Origin of the sequence: Methylobacterium durans (assembly GCF_003173715.1) — a bacterium.
Taxonomy (GTDB): Bacteria; Pseudomonadota; Alphaproteobacteria; order Rhizobiales; family Beijerinckiaceae; genus Methylobacterium; species Methylobacterium durans.
This window is the reverse complement of record NZ_CP029550.1, coordinates 1,012,213-1,038,136: the sequence shown is the minus strand read 5'-3', so window position 1 is coordinate 1,038,136 and position 25,924 is coordinate 1,012,213. Positions and strand designations below refer to the sequence as shown.

General features: G+C 69.4%; 22 protein-coding genes and 1 pseudogene. 11 read left to right on the top strand and 12 right to left on the bottom strand.

The features are described from left to right. Window positions 1–70: 70 nt before the first annotated feature. A complete protein-coding gene (locus tag DK389_RS04870; RefSeq protein ID WP_109887775.1) occupies window positions 71–1,228 on the top strand; it encodes a pyridoxal phosphate-dependent aminotransferase in 1,158 nt (385 codons plus the stop codon). A gap of 4 nt (window positions 1,229–1,232) precedes the next feature. Here DK389_RS04870 and DK389_RS04865 read toward each other — a convergent pair whose 3' ends face one another. The 3 genes from DK389_RS04865 to DK389_RS04855 all read right to left on the bottom strand — a co-directional run bounded on the left by DK389_RS04865 (window position 1,233) and on the right by DK389_RS04855 (window position 6,555). Then, window positions 1,233–2,477: a methyl-accepting chemotaxis protein gene (locus DK389_RS04865; protein ID WP_109887774.1), complete on the bottom strand. Its 1,245-nt coding sequence runs from the start codon at window positions 2,475–2,477 to the stop codon at window positions 1,233–1,235. A gap of 266 nt (window positions 2,478–2,743) precedes the next feature. Beyond that, window positions 2,744–5,617 (bottom strand): Rne/Rng family ribonuclease, encoded by a 2,874-nt coding sequence (locus tag DK389_RS04860; RefSeq protein WP_109887772.1) that lies wholly within the window; start codon window positions 5,615–5,617, stop codon window positions 2,744–2,746. A gap of 575 nt (window positions 5,618–6,192) precedes the next feature. Further along, the gene (locus DK389_RS04855; protein WP_109887770.1) at window positions 6,193–6,555 is read right to left on the bottom strand and encodes a hypothetical protein; all 363 of its coding nucleotides are present in this window, start codon (window positions 6,553–6,555) and stop codon (window positions 6,193–6,195) included. A gap of 278 nt (window positions 6,556–6,833) precedes the next feature. On the opposite strand from DK389_RS04855, the gene DK389_RS04850 reads away from it, so the two are divergent. The 5 genes and pseudogenes from DK389_RS04850 to DK389_RS04830 all read left to right on the top strand — a co-directional run bounded on the left by DK389_RS04850 (window position 6,834) and on the right by DK389_RS04830 (window position 12,063). Further along, window positions 6,834–7,838, top strand: a complete 1,005-nt coding sequence (locus DK389_RS04850; RefSeq protein WP_418292006.1) for a Bug family tripartite tricarboxylate transporter substrate binding protein — start codon at window positions 6,834–6,836, stop codon at window positions 7,836–7,838. Window positions 7,839–7,964: 126 nt separating this feature from the next. Next, window positions 7,965–8,627, top strand: a complete 663-nt coding sequence (locus DK389_RS04845) for a tripartite tricarboxylate transporter TctB family protein (RefSeq protein ID WP_109887767.1) — start codon at window positions 7,965–7,967, stop codon at window positions 8,625–8,627. A gap of 36 nt (window positions 8,628–8,663) precedes the next feature. Next, window positions 8,664–10,169, top strand: coding sequence for a tripartite tricarboxylate transporter permease (locus DK389_RS04840; RefSeq protein ID WP_109887765.1), 1,506 nt, complete (start codon window positions 8,664–8,666; stop codon window positions 10,167–10,169). 54 nt (window positions 10,170–10,223) lie between these two features. Continuing rightward, complete coding sequence (locus DK389_RS04835; protein ID WP_109887764.1) at window positions 10,224–11,228, top strand: tripartite tricarboxylate transporter substrate-binding protein; 1,005 nt, start codon at window positions 10,224–10,226, stop codon at window positions 11,226–11,228. Window positions 11,229–11,362: 134 nt separating this feature from the next. Then, a pseudogene (locus tag DK389_RS04830) lies at window positions 11,363–12,063 on the top strand (DUF2270 domain-containing protein). 41 nt (window positions 12,064–12,104) lie between these two features. Here the strand turns inward: DK389_RS04830 and DK389_RS04825 are convergent. Together DK389_RS04825 and DK389_RS04820 are read right to left on the bottom strand one after the other, a co-directional pair. After that, window positions 12,105–14,627: a glycosyltransferase gene (locus DK389_RS04825; RefSeq protein ID WP_109887762.1), complete on the bottom strand. Its 2,523-nt coding sequence runs from the start codon at window positions 14,625–14,627 to the stop codon at window positions 12,105–12,107. 246 nt (window positions 14,628–14,873) lie between these two features. Further along, window positions 14,874–15,650: a GntR family transcriptional regulator gene (locus DK389_RS04820; protein ID WP_418292005.1), complete on the bottom strand. Its 777-nt coding sequence runs from the start codon at window positions 15,648–15,650 to the stop codon at window positions 14,874–14,876. 150 nt (window positions 15,651–15,800) lie between these two features. Between DK389_RS04820 and DK389_RS04815 the strand changes: the two genes are divergently transcribed. From DK389_RS04815 to pyk, 3 genes are all read left to right on the top strand, one after another. Then, entirely contained in the window at window positions 15,801–16,973 is a 1,173-nt protein-coding gene (locus DK389_RS04815) for a pyridoxal-phosphate-dependent aminotransferase family protein (protein ID WP_109887760.1), read from the top strand. Between the two features lie 156 nt (window positions 16,974–17,129). Further along, window positions 17,130–18,428: an MFS transporter gene (locus tag DK389_RS04810; protein WP_109887758.1), complete on the top strand. Its 1,299-nt coding sequence runs from the start codon at window positions 17,130–17,132 to the stop codon at window positions 18,426–18,428. An 81-nt stretch (window positions 18,429–18,509) separates the two neighbouring features. Further along, a complete protein-coding gene (gene pyk / locus DK389_RS04805) occupies window positions 18,510–19,925 on the top strand; it encodes a pyruvate kinase (RefSeq protein WP_109887756.1) in 1,416 nt (471 codons plus the stop codon). Here pyk and DK389_RS04800 read toward each other — a convergent pair. Beyond that, window positions 19,849–20,535, bottom strand: a complete 687-nt coding sequence (locus DK389_RS04800; protein WP_109887754.1) for a phosphatase PAP2 family protein — start codon at window positions 20,533–20,535, stop codon at window positions 19,849–19,851. The genes pyk and DK389_RS04800 overlap by 77 nt on opposite strands. Before the next feature lie 233 nt (window positions 20,536–20,768). On the opposite strand from DK389_RS04800, the gene DK389_RS04795 reads away from it, so the two are divergent. Further along, entirely contained in the window at window positions 20,769–21,371 is a 603-nt protein-coding gene (locus DK389_RS04795) for a PAS domain-containing protein (protein ID WP_109887752.1), read from the top strand. A 19-nt stretch (window positions 21,372–21,390) separates the two neighbouring features. On the opposite strand, the gene DK389_RS04790 is transcribed toward DK389_RS04795, so the two are convergent. Further along, window positions 21,391–21,633, bottom strand: a complete 243-nt coding sequence (locus DK389_RS04790) for a helix-turn-helix domain-containing protein (RefSeq protein WP_109887751.1) — start codon at window positions 21,631–21,633, stop codon at window positions 21,391–21,393. A 189-nt stretch (window positions 21,634–21,822) separates the two neighbouring features. Here DK389_RS04790 and DK389_RS04785 point away from each other — a divergent pair, with 189 nt between their 5' ends. After that, the gene (locus tag DK389_RS04785) at window positions 21,823–22,188 is read left to right on the top strand and encodes a c-type cytochrome (RefSeq protein WP_109887749.1); all 366 of its coding nucleotides are present in this window, start codon (window positions 21,823–21,825) and stop codon (window positions 22,186–22,188) included. Window positions 22,189–22,265: 77 nt separating this feature from the next. Here DK389_RS04785 and DK389_RS04780 read toward each other — a convergent pair whose 3' ends face one another. The 5 genes from DK389_RS04780 to DK389_RS04760 form a co-directional block, all read right to left on the bottom strand. Further along, window positions 22,266–22,526 carry a hypothetical protein gene (locus tag DK389_RS04780; RefSeq protein ID WP_109887747.1) on the bottom strand — a complete coding sequence of 87 codons (261 nt, stop codon included), beginning with the start codon at window positions 22,524–22,526 and terminating at the stop codon, window positions 22,266–22,268. Between the two features lie 137 nt (window positions 22,527–22,663). Continuing rightward, window positions 22,664–23,392 carry an amino acid ABC transporter ATP-binding protein gene (locus DK389_RS04775; RefSeq protein WP_194075219.1) on the bottom strand — a complete coding sequence of 243 codons (729 nt, stop codon included), beginning with the start codon at window positions 23,390–23,392 and terminating at the stop codon, window positions 22,664–22,666. A 145-nt stretch (window positions 23,393–23,537) separates the two neighbouring features. Next, window positions 23,538–24,230, bottom strand: a complete 693-nt coding sequence (locus DK389_RS04770) for an amino acid ABC transporter permease (RefSeq protein WP_109887743.1) — start codon at window positions 24,228–24,230, stop codon at window positions 23,538–23,540. After that, the gene (locus DK389_RS04765; protein ID WP_109887741.1) at window positions 24,230–24,952 is read right to left on the bottom strand and encodes an amino acid ABC transporter permease; all 723 of its coding nucleotides are present in this window, start codon (window positions 24,950–24,952) and stop codon (window positions 24,230–24,232) included. Before DK389_RS04765 ends, DK389_RS04770 begins: the two co-directional genes overlap by 1 nt. A gap of 27 nt (window positions 24,953–24,979) precedes the next feature. Further along, on the bottom strand, window positions 24,980–25,891 hold the full coding sequence (locus DK389_RS04760; RefSeq protein WP_109887740.1) for an amino acid ABC transporter substrate-binding protein: 912 nt from the start codon (window positions 25,889–25,891) through the stop codon (window positions 24,980–24,982). Between the last annotated feature and the right edge of the window lie 33 nt (window positions 25,892–25,924).

Sequence of the window (25,924 nt, the reverse complement as noted above, 5' to 3'; positions counted from 1 at the left end):
AGCCTTTAACAGGGCTGCCGTCCCGGCCCCAGCGCCTCGTCCGAGCCGGGCCAGCGCTCGAGAGCACCCGATGCCCGAGATCTCCCGCCGCGCCGCCGCCGTCGCGCCCTTCCTCGCCATGGACGTCATGGCCGCCGCCACTGCCCGGGACCGAGCGGGTGCCGGCGTCGTGCACATGGAGGTGGGCCAGCCATCCGCGTCCGCGCCGCGCCCTGTGGTCGAGGCGGCCCGCGCGGCCTTGGAGAGCGGGCGGATTCCCTACACTGAGGCCCTCGGCCTTCCTGCGCTCCGCGAGCGCATTGCCCGCCACTATCGCGAGCACTACGGCGTCGCGGTGGAGCCCGAGCGGGTCGTCGTCACCACCGGCTCCTCGGCGGGCTTCATCCTGGCCTTCCTGAGCCTGTTCGATGCAGGCGACCGCGTGGCCGTGCCGCAGCCCGGCTACCCGGCCTACCGCAGCATTCTCGCTGCCCTGGATCTGATCCCCGCACCGATGGTTCTGACCGATGCGGATCGCTACGCGCCGACCGCCGCGGGGCTGCGGGCGACGCACGCCAAGGCCTCCCTCTCGGGCGTCCTCGTGATGAGCCCGGCGAACCCCTCGGGCACCGTGATCGTACCCGAGCGTCTCGGCGAGCTCTGCGCCGCGTCCCGCTCGCTCGGGCTGCCCTTCATCTCCGACGAGATCTACCACGGCCTCACCTACGGCGTGCCGAGCGCGACCGCCCTGCAATTCGATCCCGACGCGGTCGTGATCAACTCGTTCTCGAAGTACCATTGCATGACGGGCTGGCGCATCGGCTGGATGGTGGTGCCGGCGGGTCTCGTGCGCGCCGTCGAGCGCCTCGCGCAGAACCTCTACATCTCGGCGCCCTACCTGTCGCAGGTCGCCGCGCGCGCGGCGTTCGATGCGCAGGACGAACTCGACGCGGTGCGCGACGGCTACGCCCGCAACCGGCAGATCCTGCTCGACGCCTTCCCCGGCCTCGGCCTCGGCCGGACGCACCCGGCGGACGGGGCGTTCTACCTCTACGCGGACGTGGCGAACCTCACGAACGACGCGTCGGCCTTCTGCCGACGCATGCTCGACGAGGCGGGGGTGGCAGCGACGCCCGGCCTTGATTTCGACCCGGCCGAGGGCGCGCACCACGTGCGCTTCTCCTTCGCGGGCTCCGAAGGCGAGTGCCGTGAGGCGGTCGTTCGGCTCAGACGCTGGCTCAAGGGCTGAGCCCTCAGGCGGCGAGGCCGCGCGCCGCGGCCGAGTCCGCTGCCTTCGCGGCGTCCTGAAGCTTCGCTTCGAAGGCCCGGAAGGTGTCGGCCGCCGCGCCCCAATCGGACGCGCGCACGCTCGCGACCATCTCGCCGGCCCGCGCCCGCGCGCCGTCGAGATGGACCTGAACGGAGGCGGGGAGGGGAGCATCCTGGCCGGGGCAGGTGGTCGCCTGCTCGTCGGCAGCGGCGAGCCCCACCAGAGCGGCGGCGAGGCGGCGGCGCCATGCCGCGCAATCCGCGGGAAGGCGGGCGAGGCGAACGGCGAGGGCGTCGTCGCCCGAGAGAAGGTCGAGGCTCGCCTGCTCGACCTTGAGGAGGCTTCCGATCGCATCCGCGATCTCGCCGCGGGACTTCTCGGTGCCGGAGGCGATGCGGGTGATGTTTGAGGAAATCTCGCTCGTCGCCTGGATCTGCTGGTCCATGATCTCGGCCATGGCGCGCATCTCCGAGGCGGCCGCGGCGACCGACGCGCTCTCCGCCTCGACCCGGGCATTCGCCCGCGCCATCACCGCCGAGCCCGCCGAGACGGCGGCGCGGCTCTGATCGACCGCGCCCTGCATCGATGCGAGCTCGCCCTGAAGCGAGGCGAGCCGCGCCCGGATCTCCTCGGTGGCCTTCGCCGTCTGGGCCGAGAGCGCCTTGACTTCGCCCGCGACGACCGCGAAGCCGCGGCCCGCCTCGCCGGCGCGCGCGGCCTCGATCGTGGCGTTGAGCGCGAGCAGGTTCGTCTGCGCGGAGATGGCAGCAATGGCGCTCGCCATCTCCTCGATCCGGCGCGCCGCCGTCGCGAAGCCGTCGAGGCGCCCGCCGATCTCGCCGGTGCAGGTCTCGATGATCCCCATCCGCTCCGCGGCCTGCCGCATGTCGACCGCGCATTCGACGATACCGGCGCGGGCGCGCTCCGCGGTTGCTGCAGAGGTCGCCGAGCGGGCCGCGATCTCGCTGGTGGACGCCGCCACTTCCTCGCTCGCGGCGGCGATCAGGCGGGCCTGATCCGCCACCTGCGCCGCGTCATGGGTGATCCAGCCGATCGAGACGCCCGCCTCGGAAGCGGCGGCGGAGACGTTGGCCTGCCGCTGCAGCAAGCCGATGTCGGGACCAGTCGGCGCGGGCGGCGGAGCGACAGGCGCTTCCACGGGAGCAGGTGGCACGCGGGAGAGAGGGGCCTTCGTCTCGACATGGCCACGGCGGAACAGACGGAGCATGGGACGAAGCGCCCTCGGTGAGGATTGAGGGCAGAGTGCTCAGAAAAAGCTCAAGCGATCGTTAATCTGACGTCACCAGAAACCGTCGCCTGGTCCGGGCAAAGAACGACTTTCATTCAACTTCCACGGGGCGACCGAACGGCCCAAACGACTTCCCGCTCACAGTTACGGCATCGCCTGCGAGACATGTGCGGGGATCCTTGCGGCAATCCGGCAGCGAGGGCGGGCGCGCGTCAGACACGCGCCCGCCCATGCTCGCGCGGCGATCACTCGCCGGTGATGGCTGCCTTGGTGCGTGACCACCAACCCGCCCGCTTCGGGCGGTCGGGATCGGACGGAGGCGTCAGGACGACGGCGACCGGCTCGGGCGCGGGCGTCGTCGGCGCCGCGACCTCGTCCGTGCCGCCCATCTCGGGTGCCGCGCTGTCGGTCGTGTGAGCGGCGGGCTCGTCCGCCGGGCTCGCCGCAACCGGCAGCTCGACGGCCGCTTCCATCAGGACCGCCTCGTCCGCGCGCTCCTCGACCGAGGAAGCGACGGTCTCGGCGACGGTCTCGGCGCTCACCGGCTCTTCCGGAGACAGGGCCGCCACGTCCGTTGCCGCCATATCCGCCCCCGCATCGTCGGCACCCTGTCCGCGACCCTCCGAGCGGCCGCGGCCACCCCGACGCCCGCGGCGACGGCGGCGTCCGCCGCTCTCGTCCTCGGTGGCGCGGACGGGCTCGCTCGGCGCCTCGTCGGCATCGGCGGCGACGGCCTCGTCACCCTCTCCGGCCTCATCGTCGCCCTCGTCGTCACCGGCCTGCGCCTCGTTTTCCTCGGCGCCGTTCTCGGACCGGCCTCCGCGGCGGCGGCGACGGCGGCGACGGCGGCGTTGGCCTTCGCCGTCCTCCCGGCCCTCGGTGCGGGCCTCGCCCTCCTCGGCCTCGCCCTCAGCCTCCTCCGAGACCTCCTCGACGAGTTCCTCCTCCTCGATCTCGTCCTCGACCGCCATCGCGGGCGAGATCGCGACCGCGCGCACGCCTGTCACGGGCCCTTCCGCGCGCTGCGCGGGCTCGCCGCGATCGAGCTGGAAGGCCGCCGTGGCCGAGAGCCGCTCGTCGGCCGCGATCGTCACGGTGACGCCGAAGCGGACTTCGAGCTCCCGCAGGTGCGCGCGCTTCTGGTTGAGGATGTAGAGCGCCACCTCGGTGCGCGTGCGCAGCACGAGGTTGTGGGTCTGCGACTTGAGCAGCGCCTCCTCGATCGAGCGCAGGATGTGCAGCGCCACCGACGAGGTGGCCCGCACGAAGCCCGAGCCGCCGCAATGGGCGCAGGGGATCGAGGAGGATTCGAGCACGCCCGTGCGGATGCGCTGGCGGCTCATCTCCAGGAGCCCGAAGGGCGAGATCCGGCCGACCTGGATGCGGGCGCGGTCGTTCTTCAGGCACTCGTTGAGCTTCTTCTCGACGGCGCGGTTGTTGCGCTTCTCCTCCATGTCGATGAAGTCGATCACGATGAGGCCGGCGAGATCGCGCAGGCGCAGCTGCCGCGAGACCTCCTCGGCAGCCTCGAGATTCGTCTTGAGGGCGGTGTCCTCGATGTCGTGCTCGCGGGTGGCGCGCCCCGAGTTCACGTCGATCGAGACGAGCGCCTCGGTCGGGTTGATGACGAGGTATCCGCCCGATTTCAGGGAGACATGCGTCGAGAACATCGCGTCGAGCTGTTGCTCGACGCCGTAGCGGGCGAAGATCGGCGTCGGATCGCGGTAGGGCTTCACGACCTTGGACTGGGTCGGCATCAGCATCCGCATGAAGTCCTTGGCCTCGCGGTAGGCGTCGTCGCCCGCCACCAGAACCTCGTCGAGATCCTTGTTGTAGAGGTCGCGGATGGCGCGCTTGATGAGCGAGCCCTCCTCGTAGACGAGCGCCGGGGCCTGCGAGGACAGGGTCAGCTCGCGCACGCTCTCCCAGAGCCGCATCAGGTACTCGAAGTCCCGCTTGATCTCCGGCTTGGTGCGGGACGCGCCGGCGGTGCGCAGGATGACACCCATCCCGTCCGGCACTTCCAGGTCCTGCGCGACCTCCTTCAGGCGCTTGCGATCGGCCGCGCTCGTGATCTTGCGGGAGATGCCGCCGCCGCGGCCGGTGTTCGGCATCAGCACCGAGTAGCGCCCGGCGAGCGACAGATAGGTGGTGAGCGCCGCGCCCTTGGTGCCGCGCTCCTCCTTCACGACCTGAACGAGGATGATCTGGCGGCGCTTGATCACCTCCTGGATCTTGTAATGGCGCCGGTAGGTGCGGGGCCGCTCCGGGATCTCGGCCAGCGCGTCGCCGTTGCCGCCGACCTGGGCGATCTTCGGCTCGGCGTCCGGATCGTCGCTGTCCTCGGATTCCTCGTCCTCGTCGGAATCCTCGTCGTCGTCCGAATCCTCGTCGTCCCCGGGCTCGTCGTCGGATTCCTCCGAATCCTCGTCCTCGGAGGCATCGCTCGTCTCGGCCTCCTCGGAATCGGCCGCGTCGGCGGCGGCCTCGACGGCGGCCGGCTCGGGGTGGCCCTCGGCGACGGGCACGGGCGCCTCGGACGTGGCGGGCTCACCGGCCTCGGCCTGCGGCTGGGCAAGCGCCTCGGACGCAGCGTCGGAGGTGCCGGAAGCCTCGGCGCTCGCGTCCGACCCGGACGCGAGCGCGCCCTCGGGCAGATCGGCCGAGGCGTCGCCGCCCGGCACCACGGCCTCGGCGCCCTCTGCCGTCTCGCTCGCATCCTCGGCGCTCACCGTCTCGGCATTGCGGGCCGAGGCGGCCTCGGCGCGGCGTCCGCGCGAGCGGCGGGACGTGCGGCGGCGCTCCTCGCGCTCGCGATGCTCCTCGGCGTCGCGCGCCTCGTCCTCAAGGAGCGCCTGCCGGTCGGCCAGCGGGATCTGGTAATAGTCGGGGTGGATCTCGTTGAAGGCGAGGAAGCCGTGGCGGTTGCCGCCGTATTCCACGAAGGCCGCCTGGAGCGAGGGCTCCACGCGGGTCACCTTGGCGAGGTAGATGTTGCCGCGCAGCTGGCGCCGGTTGGCGGCCTCGAAGTCGAATTCCTCGACTCTAGATCCGTGAACCGTGACGACCCGGGTCTCCTCCGGGTGCATCGCATCGATGAGCATCTTGTTGTTGGCCATGACGAACTTTCGACATGGCGGCCGACGTCGCACACCTTGGACCGAGGCGTCCCGGTGGAGCCTCTCCCGGCCCGCGGGCCATCCTGGGAAACGCTCGCGACGGCCTCGTCACCGGGGCCGTGGGGGCTGTGGGGAAGGGAATGCCGTCAACCGCCGCTCGGCGCCGATCTTCGGCGCGCCTGGGGTTGAACATGGCCGGGGGGAGGGACGAACCGGCGCGACGCGAGACACGCGCGCTTGCGGCACGAGCAACGGCAACCGATGCTGTGCGTTCGCCCATCCTTTCCCCGACCTCGCGAAAACATCCTGGCCGGCAAATGCCGGCCGCGAATTCCAACTGGGTGTGGCGAGCATAAAACCGCCACGTGTGCCGACACCCGCCCGATGTCCAAGAAGGATCCGGCGATCACCGCGAGGGACCGAAAGCGACAGCGCGCATGGGCCCGGGGGTTCGGCCGCAGGTCGCAATATCGACCGACGCAACCGGGAAGGGGTCCGTATCATTACAGATTGCCGCAGCGATTTGGCAAGGGTGCGATCGAGCGCGCGGGCGCCGTCGTCGCACCCGCCGCCGGTCAGGGGCGGGTGGCGGGCAGCGGCGGAGCCTCGGCGGGATCGTGCGGGGCGGCCTCGCGGTCCGCACCGGCATTGCGCGCGCGCCGCGGCGCGGCGGCGGGCCCGGTCACGCAACCGCTGCAGATCGAGCCGGTGGCGCGGCGGACGCGGTCGTCGAAGGCTTTCTCCTGCAACTTCCGCTCGGTGTCGGCCCGGTTGCGGCTCGCCTCCAGCTCCTCTTCCGTATGCGGAGCGGGCTCGGCCGCCCGCGCTGCGGCGTTCGGCGGGACGGGACGCCGCTTGTTCGGGGCGGGATCGACCTGAGCCGCGGCCGTCAGGGGCGCGGCGAGAACGAGAAGGGCGGCGAACAGGGACAGGCGCATCGCGGACTCCGTGGGCGCGGGAACCTAGCACGGAGCGGCGACCGCGAAAGCCGGATCGTCAGAGTGCTCCGGCCTCACTTGTGAACCCGTCGGCGAATCTTGGAATGCGCACCGGCCAGCTTCATCCGTGACAATTGATCCGCGCCGTCAATGCGATCTCGGCAATCCTGCGCGCCCGCTCTCCTTTACGGATCGGGTCCCGCCGGACCAGTATGTCCCTGCGCGACCGGCCCGGATGAAGGCGGGCGCCACGGATGAAACGTTCGAGGAGTGGCTCGATGACAGGTTTCGGTATGGGGCGCCGCGCGCTCCTGGGGCTGTGGCTCGCCGGTTCGTGCTTCGCGGCGCTGCCGCTCTCGGCCGGGAGCGCGCAGGCGCAGGCGAATTTCCCGACCCGGCCCATTACCCTCATCGTTCCCTTCGCGGCCGGCGGCTCGACGGACGTGGTGGCCCGCCTCGTCGCCCAGAAGATGTCGGAGAGCCTCGGCCAGCAGGTCGTAGTCGAGAACGTCGTCGGGGCGGGCGGCAATGTCGGGGCGACACGCGTCGCCAAGGCCGATCCGGACGGCTACGCGATCCTGATGGGCACGGTGGCCACCCACGCCCTCAACCCGTTGATCCTGAAGCGCAAGCCCTACGACCCGATCACCGACTTCGCGCCCGTGTCGCTTCTCGCGGTGGTGCCGAACGTCCTCGTCGTGAACCCGAACCTGCCCGCCAAGACCGTGCCGGAGCTGATCGCCCTCCTCAAGGCGGAGCCGGGCAAGTACAATTACGCGTCCTCGGGCAACGGCACGCCGCTGCACCTGTCCGGAGAGCTCTTCAAGAGCATGGCCGGAGCACAGATGCAGCACATTCCCTATCGCGGTGCGGGCCCGGCGCTGAACGACGTGGTGGCGGGGCAGGTCCCGATCATGTTCGACAACCTGCCTTCGTCCTCGGAATTCATCCGGGCCGGAACGCTCCGGGGCGTCGCGGTGACCACCAAGGAGCGGGCTCCCTCGTTCCCAGATATGCCGACGATCGCCGAGGCCGGGCTGCCGGGCTACGAGACCTACACCTGGAACGCGCTCTTCGTCCCCGCCAAGACCCCGCGCCCGGTCATCGACGCGCTGAACGCCGCGGCGCTCAAGGCCCTCAAGGATCCGACCGTGATCGAGCGGATGAATGCGTTCAGCGCCACCGTCGTCGGTTCGAGCCCGGAGGCGCTCGCCGATCACGTGAAAGCAGAGGCTGCGAAATGGGCGCCGGTCGTCAAGGAGGCCGGCGTCCAGACCGAGTGATCAGTCGCGCGTTGCTTGGGAAAACCGTCGGCGTCCTCGCGACGGGACGGGCAAGACGTGGCACAGTCCTCGGCAGACCCGCCGGAAAGGCGGCAGCCGACGAGGACGGCGGCAGGAGGAGACGACATGAGCGAGCTGAACCACGGCCGTGGACCGGGCCGTGGCATCGTGCGCGCACCGCAGAGCCTGGTGTCCGGTCTCGGCCTCGTGGCCCTGGCCCTGTTCGGGCTCTGGGCCGGGAGCGATCTGCCGCAGGGAACGCTTCGGGCGATGGGACCGGGCCTGATGCCGCGCTGGCTCTCGATCGGGATCGGACTCTGCGGCATCTCCCTCCTCGTTGCGGCCTTCCTGAAGGACGGTGAGCCGCTCGCGAGCGCGGCCTGGCGCGGCCCCGTCGTCGTTACCCTCGCGATCCTCGCCTTCGCCGTCACGATCCGGCCTTTCAGCCTCGGGCCCGTCTCGACGCCCGGCCTCGGATTGATCGTGGCGGGTCCGCTCGCCGTGATCGTCGGCGGATACGCCTCGCCCGAGGCGCGCCTGCGGGAACTCCTCATCCTGGCGCTGTTCCTCACAGCCGGGTGCATGCTGCTCTTCGGCGACCTCCTCAACCTGCCGATCCCGATCTTCCCGATCGCCCTCGTCGACGCGCTCTCCGGCACCCTGTCCTCGCGCACGCTCCTGCGCCTGGCGGCGGGGCTCCTCGCGATCGGGGGCCTCGCGCTCCTCCTCGTCGGCCGCGGCCAGCGTCGCCCCGCGGTCGACGTCGCCTCCCACTCGATGACGACCTGACGCTCTGCACGGTCTCGCTTCAAGGACAACTCGGCTGTGTCGGACCTCGTCTCCAATCTCGGGCTCGGCTTCTCGATCGCGCTCAGCCTGCAGAATCTCGCGCTCTGCTTCCTGGGGTGCCTCGTCGGCACGCTGATCGGCGTGCTGCCCGGCGTCGGGCCGATCGCCACGATCGCGATGCTTCTGCCGATCACCTTCGGGCTCGATCCGGTCGGTGCGCTGATCATGCTCGCCGGCATCTATTACGGCGCCCAATACGGCGGCTCGACCACGGCCATCCTCGTCAACATCCCGGGCGAGGCGACCTCGGTCATCACGACCCTCGACGGGCACCAGATGGCGCGCCAGGGCCGCGCCGGCATCGCGCTCGGCATCGCCGCGATCGGCTCGTTCTGCGCCGGCACCGTGGCGACCATGCTGATTGCCGCGATCGGCGCGCCGCTGACCCGGCTCGCCCTCGTCTTCGGCCCGGCCGAGTATTTCGCCCTGATGGTGATGGGCCTCGTCTTCGCCGTCGTGCTGGCGCGGGGCTCGATCCTCAAGGCGGTGGCGATGATTCTCGTCGGCATCCTGCTCGCCACGATCGGCACGGATCTCGAGACGGGCCAGGAGCGCCTGACCTTCGGCCTCGCCTTCCTGACGGACGGGATCGACTTCTCGGTCCTCGCGATGGGCCTGTTCGGCATCGCCGAGATCCTGCGCAACCTCGACCATACCGAGACCCGCGACGTGGTGCGCCAGCATATCGGTCGCCTGTTGCCGGGCCGGCAGGAACTCCGGCAGGCGGCGGGCCCGATCCTGCGCGGCACCGCCATCGGCTCGGCGCTCGGCATCCTGCCCGGGAACGGCGCCGTGCTCGGCCCCTTCGCCGCCTACACGGTCGAGAAGCGCATCGCCCGCGACCCGAGCCGCTTCGGCCGCGGCGCCATCGAGGGTGTGGCGGGGCCGGAGAGCGCCAACAACGCGGGTGCGCAGACCTCCTTCATCCCGCTCCTGACGCTCGGCATCCCGCCGAACGCGGTGATGGCCCTGATGGTCGGCGCCATGACGATCCACGGCATCGTGCCGGGGCCCGGCGTGATGACGAAGAACCCGAACCTGTTCTGGGGCATGATCGCCTCGATGTGGCTCGGGAACCTGATGCTGCTCATCATCAACCTGCCGCTCGTCGGCGTCTGGGTTCGCCTCCTGAAGGTGCCCTACCGTCTGATGTTCCCCGCGATCCTGATGTTCTGCGCCATCGGCATCTACTCGATCAACGCGCTGCCCACGGACGTCATGCTCATCGGCGTGTTCGGGCTGATCGGCTACGTGCTGATCAAGTTCGGCTTCGAGCCGGCGCCGCTCCTGCTCGGCTTCGTCCTCGGCAAGCTGATGGAGGAGTACCTGCGGCGCGCGCTCACGCTGTCCCGTGGGGATGCGATGGTGTTCCTCGAACGTCCGATCTGCGCGGGGCTGTTCGCCATCTCGATCATCATGCTGGTCGCGGCCCTGATGCCGTCGCTGCGCCGCAGCCGCGACGACGTCTTCAGCGAAGCCTGACCGCGCCCGCCGGGCGCGAGACGGGCCGACACAGGTTACGGAGGAAACACGCACATGACACGCACGCTCACCCGCCGCCTCGCGGGCCTCGCTCTGATCGCCGGTGCGGCGACCGGGCTCGGCCTTGCGGCGCCCGGCGCGCAGGCCGACACCTATCCCCAGCGCCCGATCACCATGGTGGTGCCCTTCGCCGCCGGCGGACCGACCGACGTCGTCGCGCGGATCGTGGCCGACCACATGTCCCGCACCCTCGGCCAGCAGGTCGTGATCGAGAACGTGACGGGGGCGGGCGGCACCACCGGCATCACCCGCGCCGCCCAGGCCGCCCCCGACGGCTACACGATCATGATGGGCCACATGGGCACGCACGGGGCGGCACCCGCCCTGTTCAAGGGGCTGAAATACGATCCCGCCACGAGCTTCGACCCGATCGGGATGGCGGCCGGCACGCCGATCGTCATCGTCGCCAAGAAGGATTTCGCCGCCCCCGACCTCAAGGGCTTTCTCGCGGCGGTGAAGGCGGGCGGCGCCTCGATCAACCAGGCCCATGCCGGCGTCGGCTCGGTCTCCCACTCCACGGGCGTGCTGTTCGATTCGATCGTCGGCGCCAAGCCCACCCTCGTCGTCTACCGCGGCACCGGTCCGGCCCTGAACGACCTGATGGCGGGGCAAGTCGACTTCATGACCGACCAGATCGTCAACGTGGCGCCCCAGATCACCGGCGGCACGATCAAGGCCTACGCGATCGCCACGCCGGAGCGCTCGCCGGCGCTGCCGAACGTGCCGACCACCAAGGAGGCCGGTCTGGAGGGCTACGAAGTCAGCGCCTGGAACGCGGTCTTCGCGCCGAAGGGCCTGCCGAAGGATGTCTCGGCCGCCCTCGTCAACGCCCTCGGCAAGTCGCTGGAGGACGAGTCGACGCGCAAGCGCATCCTCGACCTCGGCGGTACCGTGCCGCCCACGGCCGAGCGTGGACCGGCCGCCCTGCAGAAGCTCGTGGAGAGCGAGGTCGCCCGCTGGACCCCGGTTCTGCGCGCGGCCGTCGAGGGCAGCCAGTAAGTCAGGCCCGTGCGGCGCGGCTCCCCCGTGCGGGGAGACGCGCCGCGCTCTCATCCGCAAGCGCCGGCCGTTCCCTGCAACCAAGGGGGCGGCCGCTCGTAGAATGATATGAGCCCGCGCCGCTCCCCGAGCCCATTCCCGGGCCGCATCACGAAGGGCCACCGGGCCCCGTGCCGCAGCCGCGCGGGTCCGGCGAGATCATCACCGTCTTGGCCCATTACCATCGCGGCGAGATCGGCCGCATGGCCGGCTGGCGCGACCGCATCGACCGCACCACGAACTGGTCGATCACGGTGATCGCCGCGATGCTCTCGGTCTCGCTGTCGACGCCGACCGCCCACCACGGCGTGCTGCTCTTCGCGATGCTGCTCGTGCTGCTGCTGCTGGCGATCGAGGCGCGCCGCTACCGCTTCTTCGACGTCTACCGTGCCCGCGTCCGGCGCCTGGAGCGCTACTACTACGCGCAGGTCTTCGCCCCGCTGCCCGGGGGGGCGTCGACTGGTCGCGCGAACTCGGCGAGAGCCTGCGCCGGCCTGCGTTCCGCATCTCCCTCGCCGACGCGCTCGCGCGCCGCCTGAGGCGCAATTACGGCTGGATGTTCATGATCCTGCTGCTCGCCTGGGTGCTCAAGATCACCTCTCCGAAGCTTCAGCCCGGGAGCGGCGCCGAGACGGAGATCACGATCCGCGCGGTGGTGGAGAATGCCGCCCTCGGGCCGCTGCCCGGCGGGCTGGTGGTGGCCTGCGTCGCGGTCTTCTACGCCGCGCTCCTGTTCGTCGTCCTGCGCTCGATCCGCCGAGAGCGCGAGCGCGACGATGGGCCCGTCCACGTCTGAACGGGGGCCGCGTCCCTGGAGCGGGACCGCTTGGCACCGCGTCAGAGTCGGGGTGATCGCGCCCGCAGGATGGCCGCGATCCGATCGCGGTAGAGGGGCACGAGGGCGGTCGGCTCGTAGGCCTGCGCGACGAGGTGGGCGGCGTTTTCGACGCGGCGCTGCCGCTCCTCGGCATTCCCGCGCACGGCGCGCAGGGCCTCCACGGCGCTGGCGTGACGCGGTTCCGCCCAGACATGGCCGGGCTCGACATAGGCGTACTCGGTGGCGCCGGTCGGCACGAGGTCGTAGGCCACCGGCCACGCGGTCTCGGCATCGCAGAAATCGGCATTGCCCGAATAGCCGGTGCAGACGACGGGCGTGCGGCGCTGCATTGCTTCCATCATGCCGAGGCCGAACCCCTCGGAGCGGTGCAGCGACACGTAGCAATCCGCCGCCGCGATGAGGCCCAGCACCTCGTCGTGCCGCATGGTGCGGTCCACGATCGCAATGCGCGGGTCACCCTCGCAGGCATCGGCGATATGGCGCCACGCGCGCAGCGTGAGCGGGTCCGTCAGGGCGGCGGCATTGTGCGTCTTGATGATCAGCCGCACCCCCGTCTCGCCGGGCGGGAAGGCCGTGTGAAACGCCCGGATCACGGCGAGCGGATTCTTGCGGGACGTGTAGGAGAACGAATCGTAGGAGGTGAAGAACACGAAATCGTCGGCGCGGGTGCCGAAGAGGTTGTTCATCAGGGCGCGGTCTTTCGCCGTGTCGCCAGCCCCGAGCGGCGGCATTGCGAGGCGCATGTTGTGCACCGGCTTGTCGGTGGCCTGCGCGAAGCAGCGGCGGTTGTACTCGGAGCCCACCCAGATCTCGTCGACGAGTTCGAGCGCGAGATTGTGGTTGGCTGCGATCTTGTCGAGCTCCCAGAAGAAGAAGCCGATGTTGTAGGCCCCCGTGAAGACGTCCGGCGAGTGGGCGAAGACGAGGGGCAGCAGGTCCGGATTGATGTGGATGACGTTGATCGCCGCCCCGAGCGCCACCTGCCGGTCGTGATTGTCGTCGGCCACGACGGGCTGCGGGTTCTCGATTGAGAAATTCGCGAAGCGACTGGGCAGGCCTGCGCCGAGCAGCACCGAGCGCGTCGAGCGACCGGCGGTGGCGAGCCCCGAGGCCTTGTCGAAGGGTGCGATCACCTGGATGAAGGGCTGCGATGTCGCTGCCGGGCTCGCGACTAAGCGGTGCGGGTCGATCCGGTCGCCGTCGCGGGTCGTCGTCCCGAAGACCTGCCGCTCGATGTCGAAGCCGCGGGCCTTGATCTCCGCCAGATAGGTCCTTCGGTCGATCGTGGCGCCCGCGGCGCCGATCGCGGCGCTCACCGCATCGAATTGGGGATCGGGTCCAAGGAGGAAATAGTCGAGGACCTCACGCGGGACGAAGCGCAGGAGCCCGGGCTCCTCGGCGGCCTCGAGCAGCACGACATAGTAGCAGGCAATCCGGGTCTGCGTGTCGCAGGTGTTGCGCACCCATGTGAGATCGGGATGCTGGAGCAACGCTTCGGTGACGAAGCGCGAAAACGGCAGGAAGGCTCCGCGCTCAGCCGGCGTGATCGCCTGCAGGAAGGAGACCTGCCGGTAGGAGACGAGGCAATCTTCTACGTTGAGGGCGCGGACCTTGGTGCTGGCCCACCAGTACAGGACCCGCCGGTACCCCGCCTCCTTCGAGAGGTCGAGGACGGTGCGGATCCCGTCGTCCTCGAGCGCGTACCAAAGCGCGGCGCGAGACAGCGCGTAGGGCTGGCCGCCGATGATCACTGGCTCGTTCAGATGGGCGATCTCCGCGGCGCTGAACGGCGCGCGCAAGGGACGGCGCGCCGCGTAATAGTCGATGTACCAGCGGTAGAAGTGATCCTGCTCCTCGGGCGTCGCGAAATGCTCCCGCAAGCCCAGCCGGTCGCGCAATTGCGCGGCGAAGGGCGAGAGGGGGGGCTGTATCGTGCGGTCGGAGCCTGTCTCCGCGCGCGACTCCTCGGGCGCGTGCAGAAGCTTTCGATAGATCGGGGCTTGCGCGCGCGCCGGAGCCTCGTCCGCAGCCTCGTCCGGTCGATCCGGCGTCGCCGCGACGGCCCGGGCGGCCCGCTCCTGCGATCCCCGGATCAGGTCGAGCGGCAGCGCCTCGATTCCCGCTCCGCCGAACCTGTCCGAGAACGAAACCTGCCCCATCAGCAAAGGCGGCCTCCCGATGGCGCGGATCTCGACCCGCGTACCGGGTGCGGACGCCTTCCGCCAGAGCTCGTCGTCGAGCTTGAACATGAACCCGTGGTAGCCGGACCCGATGCCTGCTTCCCGCAGATCCGCCCGGAACTGGTCCGCCCTCTGCTCGAAGAGCACGCTTCCGTCCATCCGCATCTCGACGGTGACAAAGCTGTCCGGGCGATGCGGATCGAACGCCCAGCCGCACAGGACGCCGTCGTGGCACACATCGATGTTGCCGCGCAGGTTCCCTTCCGGCGCCTGCCGGGATCCGGACCGGTGGGGGAGGCGTGCGAGGCGGAGCAGCGATTTCGCGAGACGGGGTATCTTCAAGGAGCTACCTGCGGGGGAGGGCAAGCCTCACGGCGTCTGTCGGCCTCAAGCGACCCGGTCGGCGGCGCGCACGTTCAGCACGCCCACGCGCTCGGGACTAGTCTGTCAGGATATCACGAATGCTTAAGGTCGCTGCCGGGTCCGGCCCACGTCAGTGCGGTGGCGGACGCGCAGGAGACCCAACCTGGTGAGATCCACCTCAAATGAATGCAAGATCTGCCGCTCCGGCTTGAAGATTGACAGCAATCAGGCCTCGTCTCGGGCCGCTTCCTGATCGGCCGCGGAGCGGAACTTGTTGCGGAGGTGGCGGAACAGGATGTCGCTCAGGTCCGGCCCCGCCCGCCTGTGGAGCGCGTCGAGGATCTGCTCGTGCTCCCGCATGGCTTCGCCCCAGCGGTTTCGATGCTGGTCGAGGTTGGCGGAGTAGCGGGCGCGGCGTACCCGCCCGGCGAAGGTGGCGTAGGTGGCGCTCAGTGCCGCGTTGCCCGCGGCCGCGACGATGGCTTGGTGGATCGCCTGGTTGCAGGCGAAATAGCCGTGCAGGTCGCGGCGCAGATAGTGGCCGTACATCGCGTGATGGAGCCGCTCGATCTCCGCGAAGGCCGCGTCGGTCATGCGTTCGCAGGCTAGGCGGCCGGCGAGCGCTTCGAGGCCGCCCATCACGTCGAAGAGCTCGACGAGTTCCCGCTCGCCGATCTGGCGCACGCGCGCCCCGCGATTGGGCAAGAGGTCGATGAGCCCTTCGGCCGCCAGCACCTTCAGTGCCTCGCGCAGGGGCGTGCGGGAGATGCCGAAGCGCTCGCAGAGCAGCCGTTCGGGCACCCTCGCGCCTGCTGGCAGATCGCCCTCGACGATGTAGTCGCGCAGGCGCGTCAGCACCTCGCCGTGCAGCGACGATGGGGCCGCGTCGCGCTCGAGCCGGTCCTGCTCCGGCATCGGCGCGAGGAGCGATCCGGAGAGATGTCCGAGATCGCTGTCCCGGTCCTCAGAGGGATCGCTGCCGAGGGTCGATGGGCGGGGCATGACGAAACCGTAGCAGTGCTGCCGCGGGGCGTCGACTCGCGAATTGCCGACAAGATAATTCTTGCGGCCCGAAAAAATGAATGCATTTTACGTCGATCAATCAAGACGTGCCGGGCGGCGATCGCCGAACCGGCGCCGTGGGAGGCCGCCATGAGCCGGACCGGACGCCATTTCCTGCAGATTCCCGGGCCGAGCCCCGTGCCCGAGCGCGTTCTGCGCGCCATGGACATGCCCGTGATCGATCATCGCGGGCCCGAATTCGGCGTCCTCGGACGCGAGGTGCTGGAGGGCTGCCGCGCCGTCTTCCAGACGATGGGACCGGTGGTGATCTACCCGTCCTCGGGCACGGGCGCCTGGGAGGCCACCATCGTCAATACGTTGTCCTCGGGCGACAGGGTGCTGATGTTCGAGACCGGTCACTTCGCCACCCTCTGGCGCCAGATGGCGGCACGCTGGGGCATCGAGGTCGAGTTCGTGCCCGGCGACTGGCGCCGCGGCGTCGATCCCGAGATCGTCGAGGCGAAGCTCGCCGAGGATCGGTCCCGCGCCATCAAGGCTGTGATGGTCGTTCACAACGAGACGTCCACAGGCGTGACGAGCCGCGTCGCGGAGGTCCGCCGCGCGATCGATCGGGCGAACCACCCGGCGCTGCTTCTCGTCGACACGATCTCGTCGCTCGGCTCGGCCGACTTCCGGCACGACGAGTGGGGGGTCGATGTCACCGTCAGCGGCTCGCAGAAGGGGCTGATGCTGCCCCCGGGCCTCGGCTTCACGGCGATCTCCGAGAAGGCGCGGGCGGCTTCCCGTATCAACAATCTGCCCCGCTCCTACTGGGATTGGGAGGAGATGCTGAAGCCGAACGCCAACGGCTACTTCCCCTACACGCCTGCCACCAATCTGCTCTACGGCCTGCGCGAGGCGATCGCGATGCTCTTGGAAGAGGGCCTGCCTGAGGTCTTTGCGCGCCACCAGCGCCTCGCTGCAGCGACCCGCGCCGCGGTCCAGGGCTGGGGTCTCGAAGTGCTCTGCCGAGAGCCCTCGGAATATTCGCCGGTGCTGACCGCGGTCGTCATGCCGGAGGGACACGACGCCGACGCGTTCCGCAGGATCGTGCTCGACGATTTCGACATGTCGCTCGGCGCCGGGCTCTCGAAGCTCGCGGGCCGCATCTTCCGCATCGGGCACCTCGGCGAGTGCAATGAATTGACCCTGATGGGCGCGCTGTCGGGCGTCGAGATGGGTCTCGACGCGGCCGGGGTGCCGCATCAGCGCGGCGGCGTCCTCGCCGCGATGACGAGCCTGCGGGCCGGCCGCGACGGGTAGCGCCCGATCGGGCGGTTCGACCACGACCCTCTCGTCCCGGGTGGGGCGGAGCAACAACGCGGCAGGCGGGGCGCCTGCCGGTCCGCAATGAGCATCGACCCGCGAGAATGCCCGGCCAGAGACCGGCGCCGCGGGCTCCCCACCGGAGGAAATGCAATGATCAGGATACCGAGACGCGTCACCGCGCCGGGCATGGTGCTGTTCCTGCTGTGCCTGATGTACTTCATCACCTACGTCGACCGGGTGAACGTCGGCACCGCCGCACCGGCCATCAAGGCCGAGCTCGGCCTGACGAACACGCAGCTCGGGCTGATCTTCTCGGCCTTCGCCTATCCGTATGCCCTGTTCCAGATCATCGGCGGCGCCATGGCCGACAAATGGGGCGCGCGGCGCACGCTGTTCATCTGCGGCCTGATCTGGGCGGCGGCGACGATCGCCACGGGCTTCGTTGGCGGCGTGGTCTCGCTGTTCCTCGTCCGCTTCATCCTCGGCTTCGGCGAGGGCGCCACCTTCCCGACCGCGACGCGAGCGATGCAATCCTGGGTCCCGGCTGATCAGCGCGGCTTCGCGCAGGGCATCACCCACTCCTTCGCCCGCTTCGGCAACGCCGTGACGCCGCCGCTCGTCGTCCTGCTGATGGCGTTCATGGGCTGGCGCGGCGCCTTCGTGCTGCTCGGCATCATGAGCTTCGCCTGGGTGGCGGTGTGGTTCTTCTACTACCGGGACGATCCGCGCGAGCATAAGGCGATCACCACCGAGGACCTGGAGAGCCTCGCGATCCGCGACCGCAAGCCCGCCGCTCCCAAGCCGCCGGTGCCGTGGCGGCGCCTCGTGCCGCGCATGGCGCCCGTCACGGTCACCTACTTCTGCTACGGCTGGTCGCTCTGGCTCTACCTCAACTGGCTGCCCTCGTTCTTCAAGGACGGCTACGGGCTCGACATCAAGAACTCGGCCTTGTTCGCCTCGGGCGTGTTCTTCGCGGGCGTCGTCGGCGACACGCTGGGCGGCGTGATGAGCGACCGCATCCTGAGGAAGACCGGTGACCTTCAGAAGGCGCGCCGCAACGTGATCTGCCTCGGCATGCTCGGCGCCGCGGCTTGCCTGACGGGCGTGTTCTTCACCAAGGAGCTCACCCTGATCGCGCTGCTGCTCAGCGGCGGGTTCTTCTTCCTCGAACTCGTGATCGGCCCGATCTGGTCCGTGCCGATGGACATCGCCCCGCAATATGCCGGCACGGCGAGCGGGCTGATGAATTTCGGCTCGGCCTTCGCGGCGATCGTCTCGCCGCTCACCTTCGGCTGGATCGTCGACGTCACCGGCAACTGGATCCTGCCGTTTGCCGGCTCGATCGGGCTTCTCGTCATCGGCGCGGCGCTGGCCTTCACGATGCACCCCGAGCGGCCGTTCGTGGTCGAGCCGGAGACGTTGACGGCGCGGCCTCTCCCGGCCGAGTAAGGTCGGCGCGTGCGGGCGCTTCGCGGCGCCCGCATCCCGCGTCGCGTCCCGGCGCGGATCCTCGATCAGCCGGAGTCTCCCATGCGCAGACACCGCCACGCCAAGATCGTCGCGACCGTCGGCCCGGCGAGTTCCTCGCCCGAGATGCTGAAGGCCCTGTTCCAGGCCGGCGTCGACACGTTTCGCCTCAACTTCAGCCACGGCGGCCGCGACGACCACGCCCGGGTCCACGCTGCGATCCGGGCGCTCGAGCGCGAGGTCGGCTGCCCGATCGGCATCCTGCAGGACCTCCAGGGGCCGAAGATCCGGCTCGGTACCCTGCAGGGCGGCGGCTTCCGCATCGAGACGGGTGAGCGCGTGCGCTTCGTGCTCGAGGGACACGACGGTGATCGGGACGCGATCCCGCTGCCGCATCCCGAGATCTTCAAGGCGGTCACGCCGGGTCAGGAACTCCTGATCGACGACGGTCGCGTGCGCGTGCAGGTCACCGGCCTCTCGAACGACGCCATCGAGGCCGAGGTCTCGGTCGGTGGCGCGATCTCGAACCGCAAGGGCGTGAACCTGCCCGGTACCCTCCTCGACATCTCGCCCCTGACGCAGAAGGACCGTGACGACCTCGCCTTCGGCCTCGAGCTCGGGGTCGATTGGGTCGCGCTGTCCTTCGTCCAGACGCCTTCCGACGTGCTGGAGGGGAGGGGGCTGATCGGCGACCGGGCCGGGCTGATGGTGAAGATCGAGAAGCCGCAGGCCCTCGACCGGATCGGCGACATCATCCGGCTCTCGGATTCGGTGATGGTCGCCCGCGGCGATCTCGGCGTCGAGATCCCGCCGGAGGACGTGCCCGGCCGGCAGAAGGAGCTCATCCGCGCCTGCCGCGTCGCGGCCAAGCCCGTCATTGTCGCGACCCAGATGCTCGACTCGATGGTCGCCGCCCCGACGCCGACGCGCGCGGAGGCCTCCGACGTCGCGACCGCGATCTTCGACGGGGCCGACGCCGTGATGCTCTCGGCCGAGTCCGCCGCGGGCCGCTATCCTGTCGAGGCCGTGGCGATGATGGACCGAATCATCCGGCGCACCGAGGCGCACCGGCTCTACCCGTCCCTCGTCGCGGCCTCCGAGCCCGGCGACGAGGAGAGCCCGCCGCACGCCGTCGCGACCGCGGCGTCGGGCCTCGCGGAATCGATCCATGCCTCGGCCATCGTCGCCTTCACGCTGAGCGGCACGACCGCCGCCCGCAGCGCCCGCCGCCGCTCCACGGTGCCGATCCTGGCGATGACGCCGTCCGAGACGGTATCGCGGCAACTCTGCCTGCTCTGGGGCACGCAGAGCGTGCGCTCCGACGACATCGTCTCCTACGAGGAGATGGTGGATCACGCGTCCGAGCAGGCGCTGCGCCACGGCTATGCCAGGTCGCACCAGTTCATCGTAGTCGTCGCGGGCATCCCGTTCGGCCGGGCCGGGTCGACGAACAACCTTCGGGTGCTGGAGATTCCGTAGCGGGCGCTGCGTGCGGCCTCGCCGCTGCCCGGAACGCGGCCTCGGAGGTAGCCTCCGCCAGCGCGCCGACCGCGACGCCCGCCGCCACGTCGGTGGGAAAGTGGGAACCGCGCAGCACCTGGAGCGCCGCCACGAAGGCCGCTCCGGCGCAGGCCCGCCCGCGCCACTCGGGATGCGCGCGCATCACCGCGCGGGACACGGCCACGCTCACGGCGACATGCCCCGAGGGGAACGATTGCCAGGAGCCCTCGTTCGGGCCGAACCAGCCCCTGACGTAGAGGCCGTCGTCGATCAGCAGGTCCGGGCGCGTCCGGTGGGTGAGACGCTTCACCGTGGATTTGACGAGGCTCGCGGCGATGTGGGCGCCGAGCATCCGTGCTCCGGTCCGCGTCCCGCGGGCGTCGCGGGTGAACAGGCCGTAGGCGAGCATGCCCGCTGCCAGCGTCAGGAGGGCCTGCTGGCTGCCGATCTCGCTCAGGCCGCCGAGGGCACGAACGAGCAGGCGGTCCTTCCCGCGTGCCAAGCGCAGGGCGAGGGCGACGTCGAGCGCCTCGAGGCCGAATGACCGATCGATCGGGTCATGGTGGCTTGGCTCCTCCCCGCGCAGCATCGCCGACAACGCGCGGGCTCGCCGTCGCGTTCGGTCCCGTGCGCAACTGAGGCCCGATCCGGCGCGTCTCGCCAGGGTCGAGCGACATGAGGCCTGACAATAGCGATCGCGATCACTTGTGCCCGATCGTATTGTGGACTGGCAATTCGCGGCCTCGTGGTCTTTTCTAGTAACGAAAAGTTGATCGTTGACACGATGCTTGGTAGCTCCCCGGGGCGAGGGAGGAGCACAGCGTGCGGCATCGAGCGGACGATCACGCGCCCGGAGAGACGGACGATCACTTTCTGGGAGCGGGCGAACCGAACATCGTCGGCACCTGGACCTGGGACGCGGCCGACGGACTCCACGTGCTCGATAGCGGTGCCGCCGAGTTTCTGACCGGGGACCAGTCCCTCGCCGAGACCAAACTGACCTGCGCGGAGGTGGTCGCGCGCATTCACCCGGACGACCGCGCCTCCGTGATCCGCGAGATCGCGCGGGCGGAGCAGGAGGGCGGTCCCGTCGTCCTCACCTACCGCGTTCACACCGAGGACGGCGTGCGCTGGCTTCTCGATCACGGGCGGATTTACGCCACGACCCAGGCGGCCCCCGCCCACGGCCACGGCATCCTGATCGACGTGACGCAGAGGATGAATCGCGGCGGCGAGCCGGGCACGTCGTCCGCGGAGCGATTGAGCCCACTTGACCGGGCGGCGCGCCACGCGATCGCCGCCCGCAAGGCCATCGACGAGGACGGCACGCCGCTTCTGCGGAAGATGGTCGACCTGTTGATGTGGGAGATCGGGCGCGCCATCGCCCGACGGATCGACCGCGCGAGCGGCGGCCGCCTGAATTGACGGTGAGCCGGGCTCGCGCCTAGCGGAATGCCCTCGCTCCGATTACGGGACGCGGCTTCTCGTCCTGACCGATCGCCCGGGCGGTCGGGTTGTCGCTGAAGAATCGGGTCAGGGCGCGGTCGAGCTCCGGGTTCGGCTTCTTCAATCCCTTGATGAAGCGCGAGATGCGCGGCTGGTTGACGCCGAGCTCCCAGGCGAGCTGGGCCTGCGTCCAGCCGGAGCGCTTCAGAAACGCACTGACATTACGCGGTCGAACCGGCACGGCTCATTCCCCGGCGGACGGTGATGCCTACACCTGAGAACCTAGGAACGTCGGTGCAAGGCACCAAGTCGGGCCGATTTTTAATCCTGCGCTTACGATCACAAATATGTGAGTTTAGTCCGATCGGCGTGGGCGGGCTCTCCCCCGGCGTTAGCTACCTGCGTCCGATCCCGCCTGAGAGGACCCACCATGCGTTACCTGATCTACAGTGCCGTGCTCGCCGTTCTGCTCCCGACCGCCGGGTACGCTCAGGACGCTGGTGATCCCGCAGCGGGCGAGAAGGCTTTCGCGCCCTGCAAGGCCTGTCACGCCTTCGACAAGAACGGCGTCGGCCCCAATCTGACCGGGGTTGTCGGCCGGAAGGCCGCGAGCCTCGAAGGCTACAACTACTCCCCGGCGCTGAAGGGTTCGGGCCTCACCTGGGACCAGGCCAGCCTCCACGAGTGGTTGAAGAATCCGAAGGCCAAGGTACCGGGAACCAAGATGGTCTTCGCCGGCATCCCGGACGACAAGAAGATCAACGACGTGATCGCCTACCTCGCCTCGAAGAAGTAGGCCGCCGGCCGGTAACACGCGTCTCAACGACGGCGCGTCCCTGTTCCGGAGAGGGCGCGCCGTCGTCGTCTCGTCGCTCACGAAAATAGCGCCACCTTCACGATCCGCGTGCCGCGCCACGTGACGGCGCAGGGCCGGGGCGTGAAGTCGGGCGCGACGGCGAGGCTGAACCATTCGGGCAGCGAAACCGTCAGGCTCGTCTCGATCAAGGCGCGATGGCGATTGATGATGACGGCCCGGCAACCGTAGGCGCCGGGCTGGTTGCGCAGGATGATCCGCGCGTCCTCCAGGGGAGAGGTTGTCTCGTGGTCTCGGTTTAGGGCTGTGATCGTCGACATGACACCGGCTCGGGAAGAAGAAGTCCCGGCGATGCTGCGGCCTGCAGGGTTCGGGGATTGCTACCGGAATCCGTCGACTTGTCCGGATTTTCGCGGAAGCATCTTTCCGTGAGCGGGAGGAACTCGGGCCGCGACGCTCAGTGCGAGAGGATCTTCGAGAGAAATTGCTGCGCGCGCGGCGAGCGCGGCTGGCCGAAGAAATCGTCTTTCGTCGCATCCTCGACGATCTCGCCGCGATCCATGAAGATCACGCGGTCGGCGACCTTTCGAGCGAAGCCCATCTCGTGGCTGACGACCATCATCGTCATGCCGTCGCGGGCGAGCTCGACCATGACGTCGAGCACCTCGCCGACCATCTCCGGGTCGAGGGCGGAGGTCGGCTCGTCGAACAGCATCACGATCGGGTTCATGGCCAGCGCGCGGGCGATCGCGACGCGCTGCTGCTGGCCGCCGGAGAGCTGGCCCGGGTATTTCTCCGCATGCGCCGAGAGGCCGACGCGCGCGAGGAGATCGAGCCCGCGCTTCCTGGCGTCCTCGGGGGCGCGGCCGAGCACCTTGCGCTGGGCCAGGGTGAGGTTGTCGCTGATCGAGAGGTGGGGGAACAGCTCGAAATGCTGGAATACCATGCCGACCCGCGAGCGCAGCTTCGGCAGGTTGGTCGCCCGGTCCTTCACCTTGGTGCCGTCGACGCTGATCTGGCCCTTCTGGAACGGTTCGAGGGCGTTCACGCACTTGATCAGCGTCGACTTGCCCGAACCTGAGGGCCCGCACACGACGACCACCTCGCCCTTCGAGACGCGCGTCGTGCAATCGGTGAGGACCTGAAACGATCCGTACCACTTGCTGACGGCATCGATCGCGATCATCGGCTCGCCGGCCTTCCCGTCCGAGGGCTCCACGAGCCGGCCCTTCTGAAGGCCGGCATCCTCCAGGCTCCCCTCGGCCTGAGGGACGGGTGCGGGCGCCCCGGGCGCCGGGATCGGGGTGGAGGTCATCTTGCCCTCAATCCAGCTAGCGGATGATCGCGACGCGGCTGTGCAGCCGGCGGACCAGGGACGAGGCCGTGAAGCATATCAGGAAGTAGACCACGGCCGCGAAGAGATACATCTCGACGAGGCGCCCGTCGCGCTGGGCGACCTTCGAGGCGGCGCCGAGGAAGTCGGTCAGGGAGAGCACGTAGACGAGGGAGGTGTCCTGGAACAGGATGATCGTCTGCGTCAGCAACAGCGGCAGCATGTTGCGGAACGCCTGCGGCAGCACGACGGTGCGCATCACCTGCGCCCGCGTCATGCCGAGCGCCAGCGCGGCTGACGTCTGCCCCTTGGGGATCGACTGGATCCCGGCCCGCATGATCTCGGCGAAGAAGGCCGCCTCGAACAGCGTGAAGGTGATCAGCGCGGAGGCGAAGGCGCCGACCTGGATCGGCGTCGGCGAGCGCACGACCCAGGCCCCGATATAGGGGACGAGGAAGTAGAACCAGAAGATGACGAGCACCAGGGGCAGCGAGCGCATCAGCTCGACGTAGCCCTTGGCGAGGTGCGAGACGCCCGGCACGCCGGACAGGCGCAGGATCGCCAGGAACGTGCCCAGCACCACCCCCATGGAGGCGGCGAGCGCCGTCAGCGTGACGGTGAAGACCATGCCCTGCCCGAACAGGTAGGGCAGGGAAGAGACGATGACGCTGAGGTCGAGGTTGGAAAACATCAGCGCTGCCCCGGGATGGCGAGGCGGCGCTCGAGGAGAGTCGCCGCCACGATCACCACCACGTTGATCATGACGTAGAGGAGCGTCGCGGCAGTGAAGGCCTCGAAGACTTGGAACGAGAATTCCTGCATCGAGCGGGCGCGCGCCGTCAGTTCGAGGAGCCCGATTGTCAGGGCGACCGACGTGTTCTTCAGGTTGTTGAGGAATTCCGAGGTCATCGGCGGCAGGATGATCCGGTAGGCGTTCGGCAGGAGCACGTAGCGGTAGGTCTGCGCCACGGTGAAGCCCATCGCGGTGCCGGCGAGGCGCTGCCCCCGCGGCAGGGCCTCGATGCCGGCGCGTACCTGCTCGGCGACGCGCGCGGCGGTGAAGAAGCCGAGGCAGATCACCGCCGTGTAGAAGGGCGCGTTCGGCAGCTGCTTGATGTAGGCACCGGCCGCCGCCGGGAGCAGTTCCGGCAGCACGAAGTACCAGAGGAACATCTGCACGAGGAGCGGCACGTTGCGGAACAGCTCCACGTAGGCCGTGCCGAAGCCCCGCGCCGCCTTCGAGGGCAGGGTGCGCATCACGCCGATGATCGAGCCGAGGCAGAAGGCGATCGCCCAGGAGGCGAGCGCCGTCAGGATGGTCCAGAGAAGGCCCGACAGCAGCATGTCGGCGTAGGTGCCGGCGCCTTCGGGGGAGGGCTCGAAGAAGATCCCCCAGTTCCAGGTGTAGTTCATGTCCGGCCGCCCCCCGTCACGGCCGGATCAGTAGGCAGCCGGGTCCGGGCTGTCGCTCGGGTTCGCGAAGGCTTTCTGCATCGCCTCGCTCATCGGCAGCTTCAAGTTGATGCCGCGCGGCGGGATCGGCTGCGTGAACCACTTCTCGTAGAGGGCCTTGCCCTCCGGGCTCTTGTAGAGGGCGGCGGTCGCCGCGTCGGCCACGGCCTTGAAGGGCGCGTCGTCCTTGCGCAGCATGATGCCGTAGGGCTCCGGCTTCGAGAGGGCTTCGCTCGAGATCGTGTAGGCATCGGGCGTCTTCGACCCGGCGACCAGGGAGGCGAGCAGCACGTCATCCATCACGAAGGCGTCCGCCCGGCCGGTCTCGACCATCAGGAAAGCCTCGGCGTGGTCCTTGGCCGGCAGGATGGTCAGCCCCATCGAGCGGGCGGTGTTGGCCTCGTTGATCTGGCGGATGTTGGTGGTGCCGGAGGTCGAGACCACGGTGCGGCCCTTCAGGTCCTCGATCTTGTCGAGCTTCTTCTCCTTCTTCGCCACGTAGCGCGTCGCCGTGAGGAAGTGAGTGTTGGTGAAGCCGGCCTGTTTCTGGCGATCCGCGTTGTTGGTGGTCGAGCCGCATTCGAGGTCGATCGTGCCGTTGGCGATCAGGGGGATCCGGGTCGCGGAGGTGACCGGCACGAGCTTCACCTCGAGCTTGTCGAGCTTGAGGTTCGCCTTCACGGCGTCGGCGATCTTCAGGCAGATCTCGGTCGCGTAGCCCACCGGCTTCTGGCTGCCGTCGAGGTAGGAGAAGGGCACCGAGGAATCGCGGTGCCCGATGGTGATGGCGCCGGAATCCTTCACCTTCTTGAGCGTTCCGGTCAGCTCCTGCGCCCCGGCCGGCGCGCCGGACAGGAGGGCAGCGAGGGTGGCGAGCAGGAGCGAGTCTCTGAGGCCCATGCGGGGTCCTTCCTGGGGATGGCGCGATCGTCC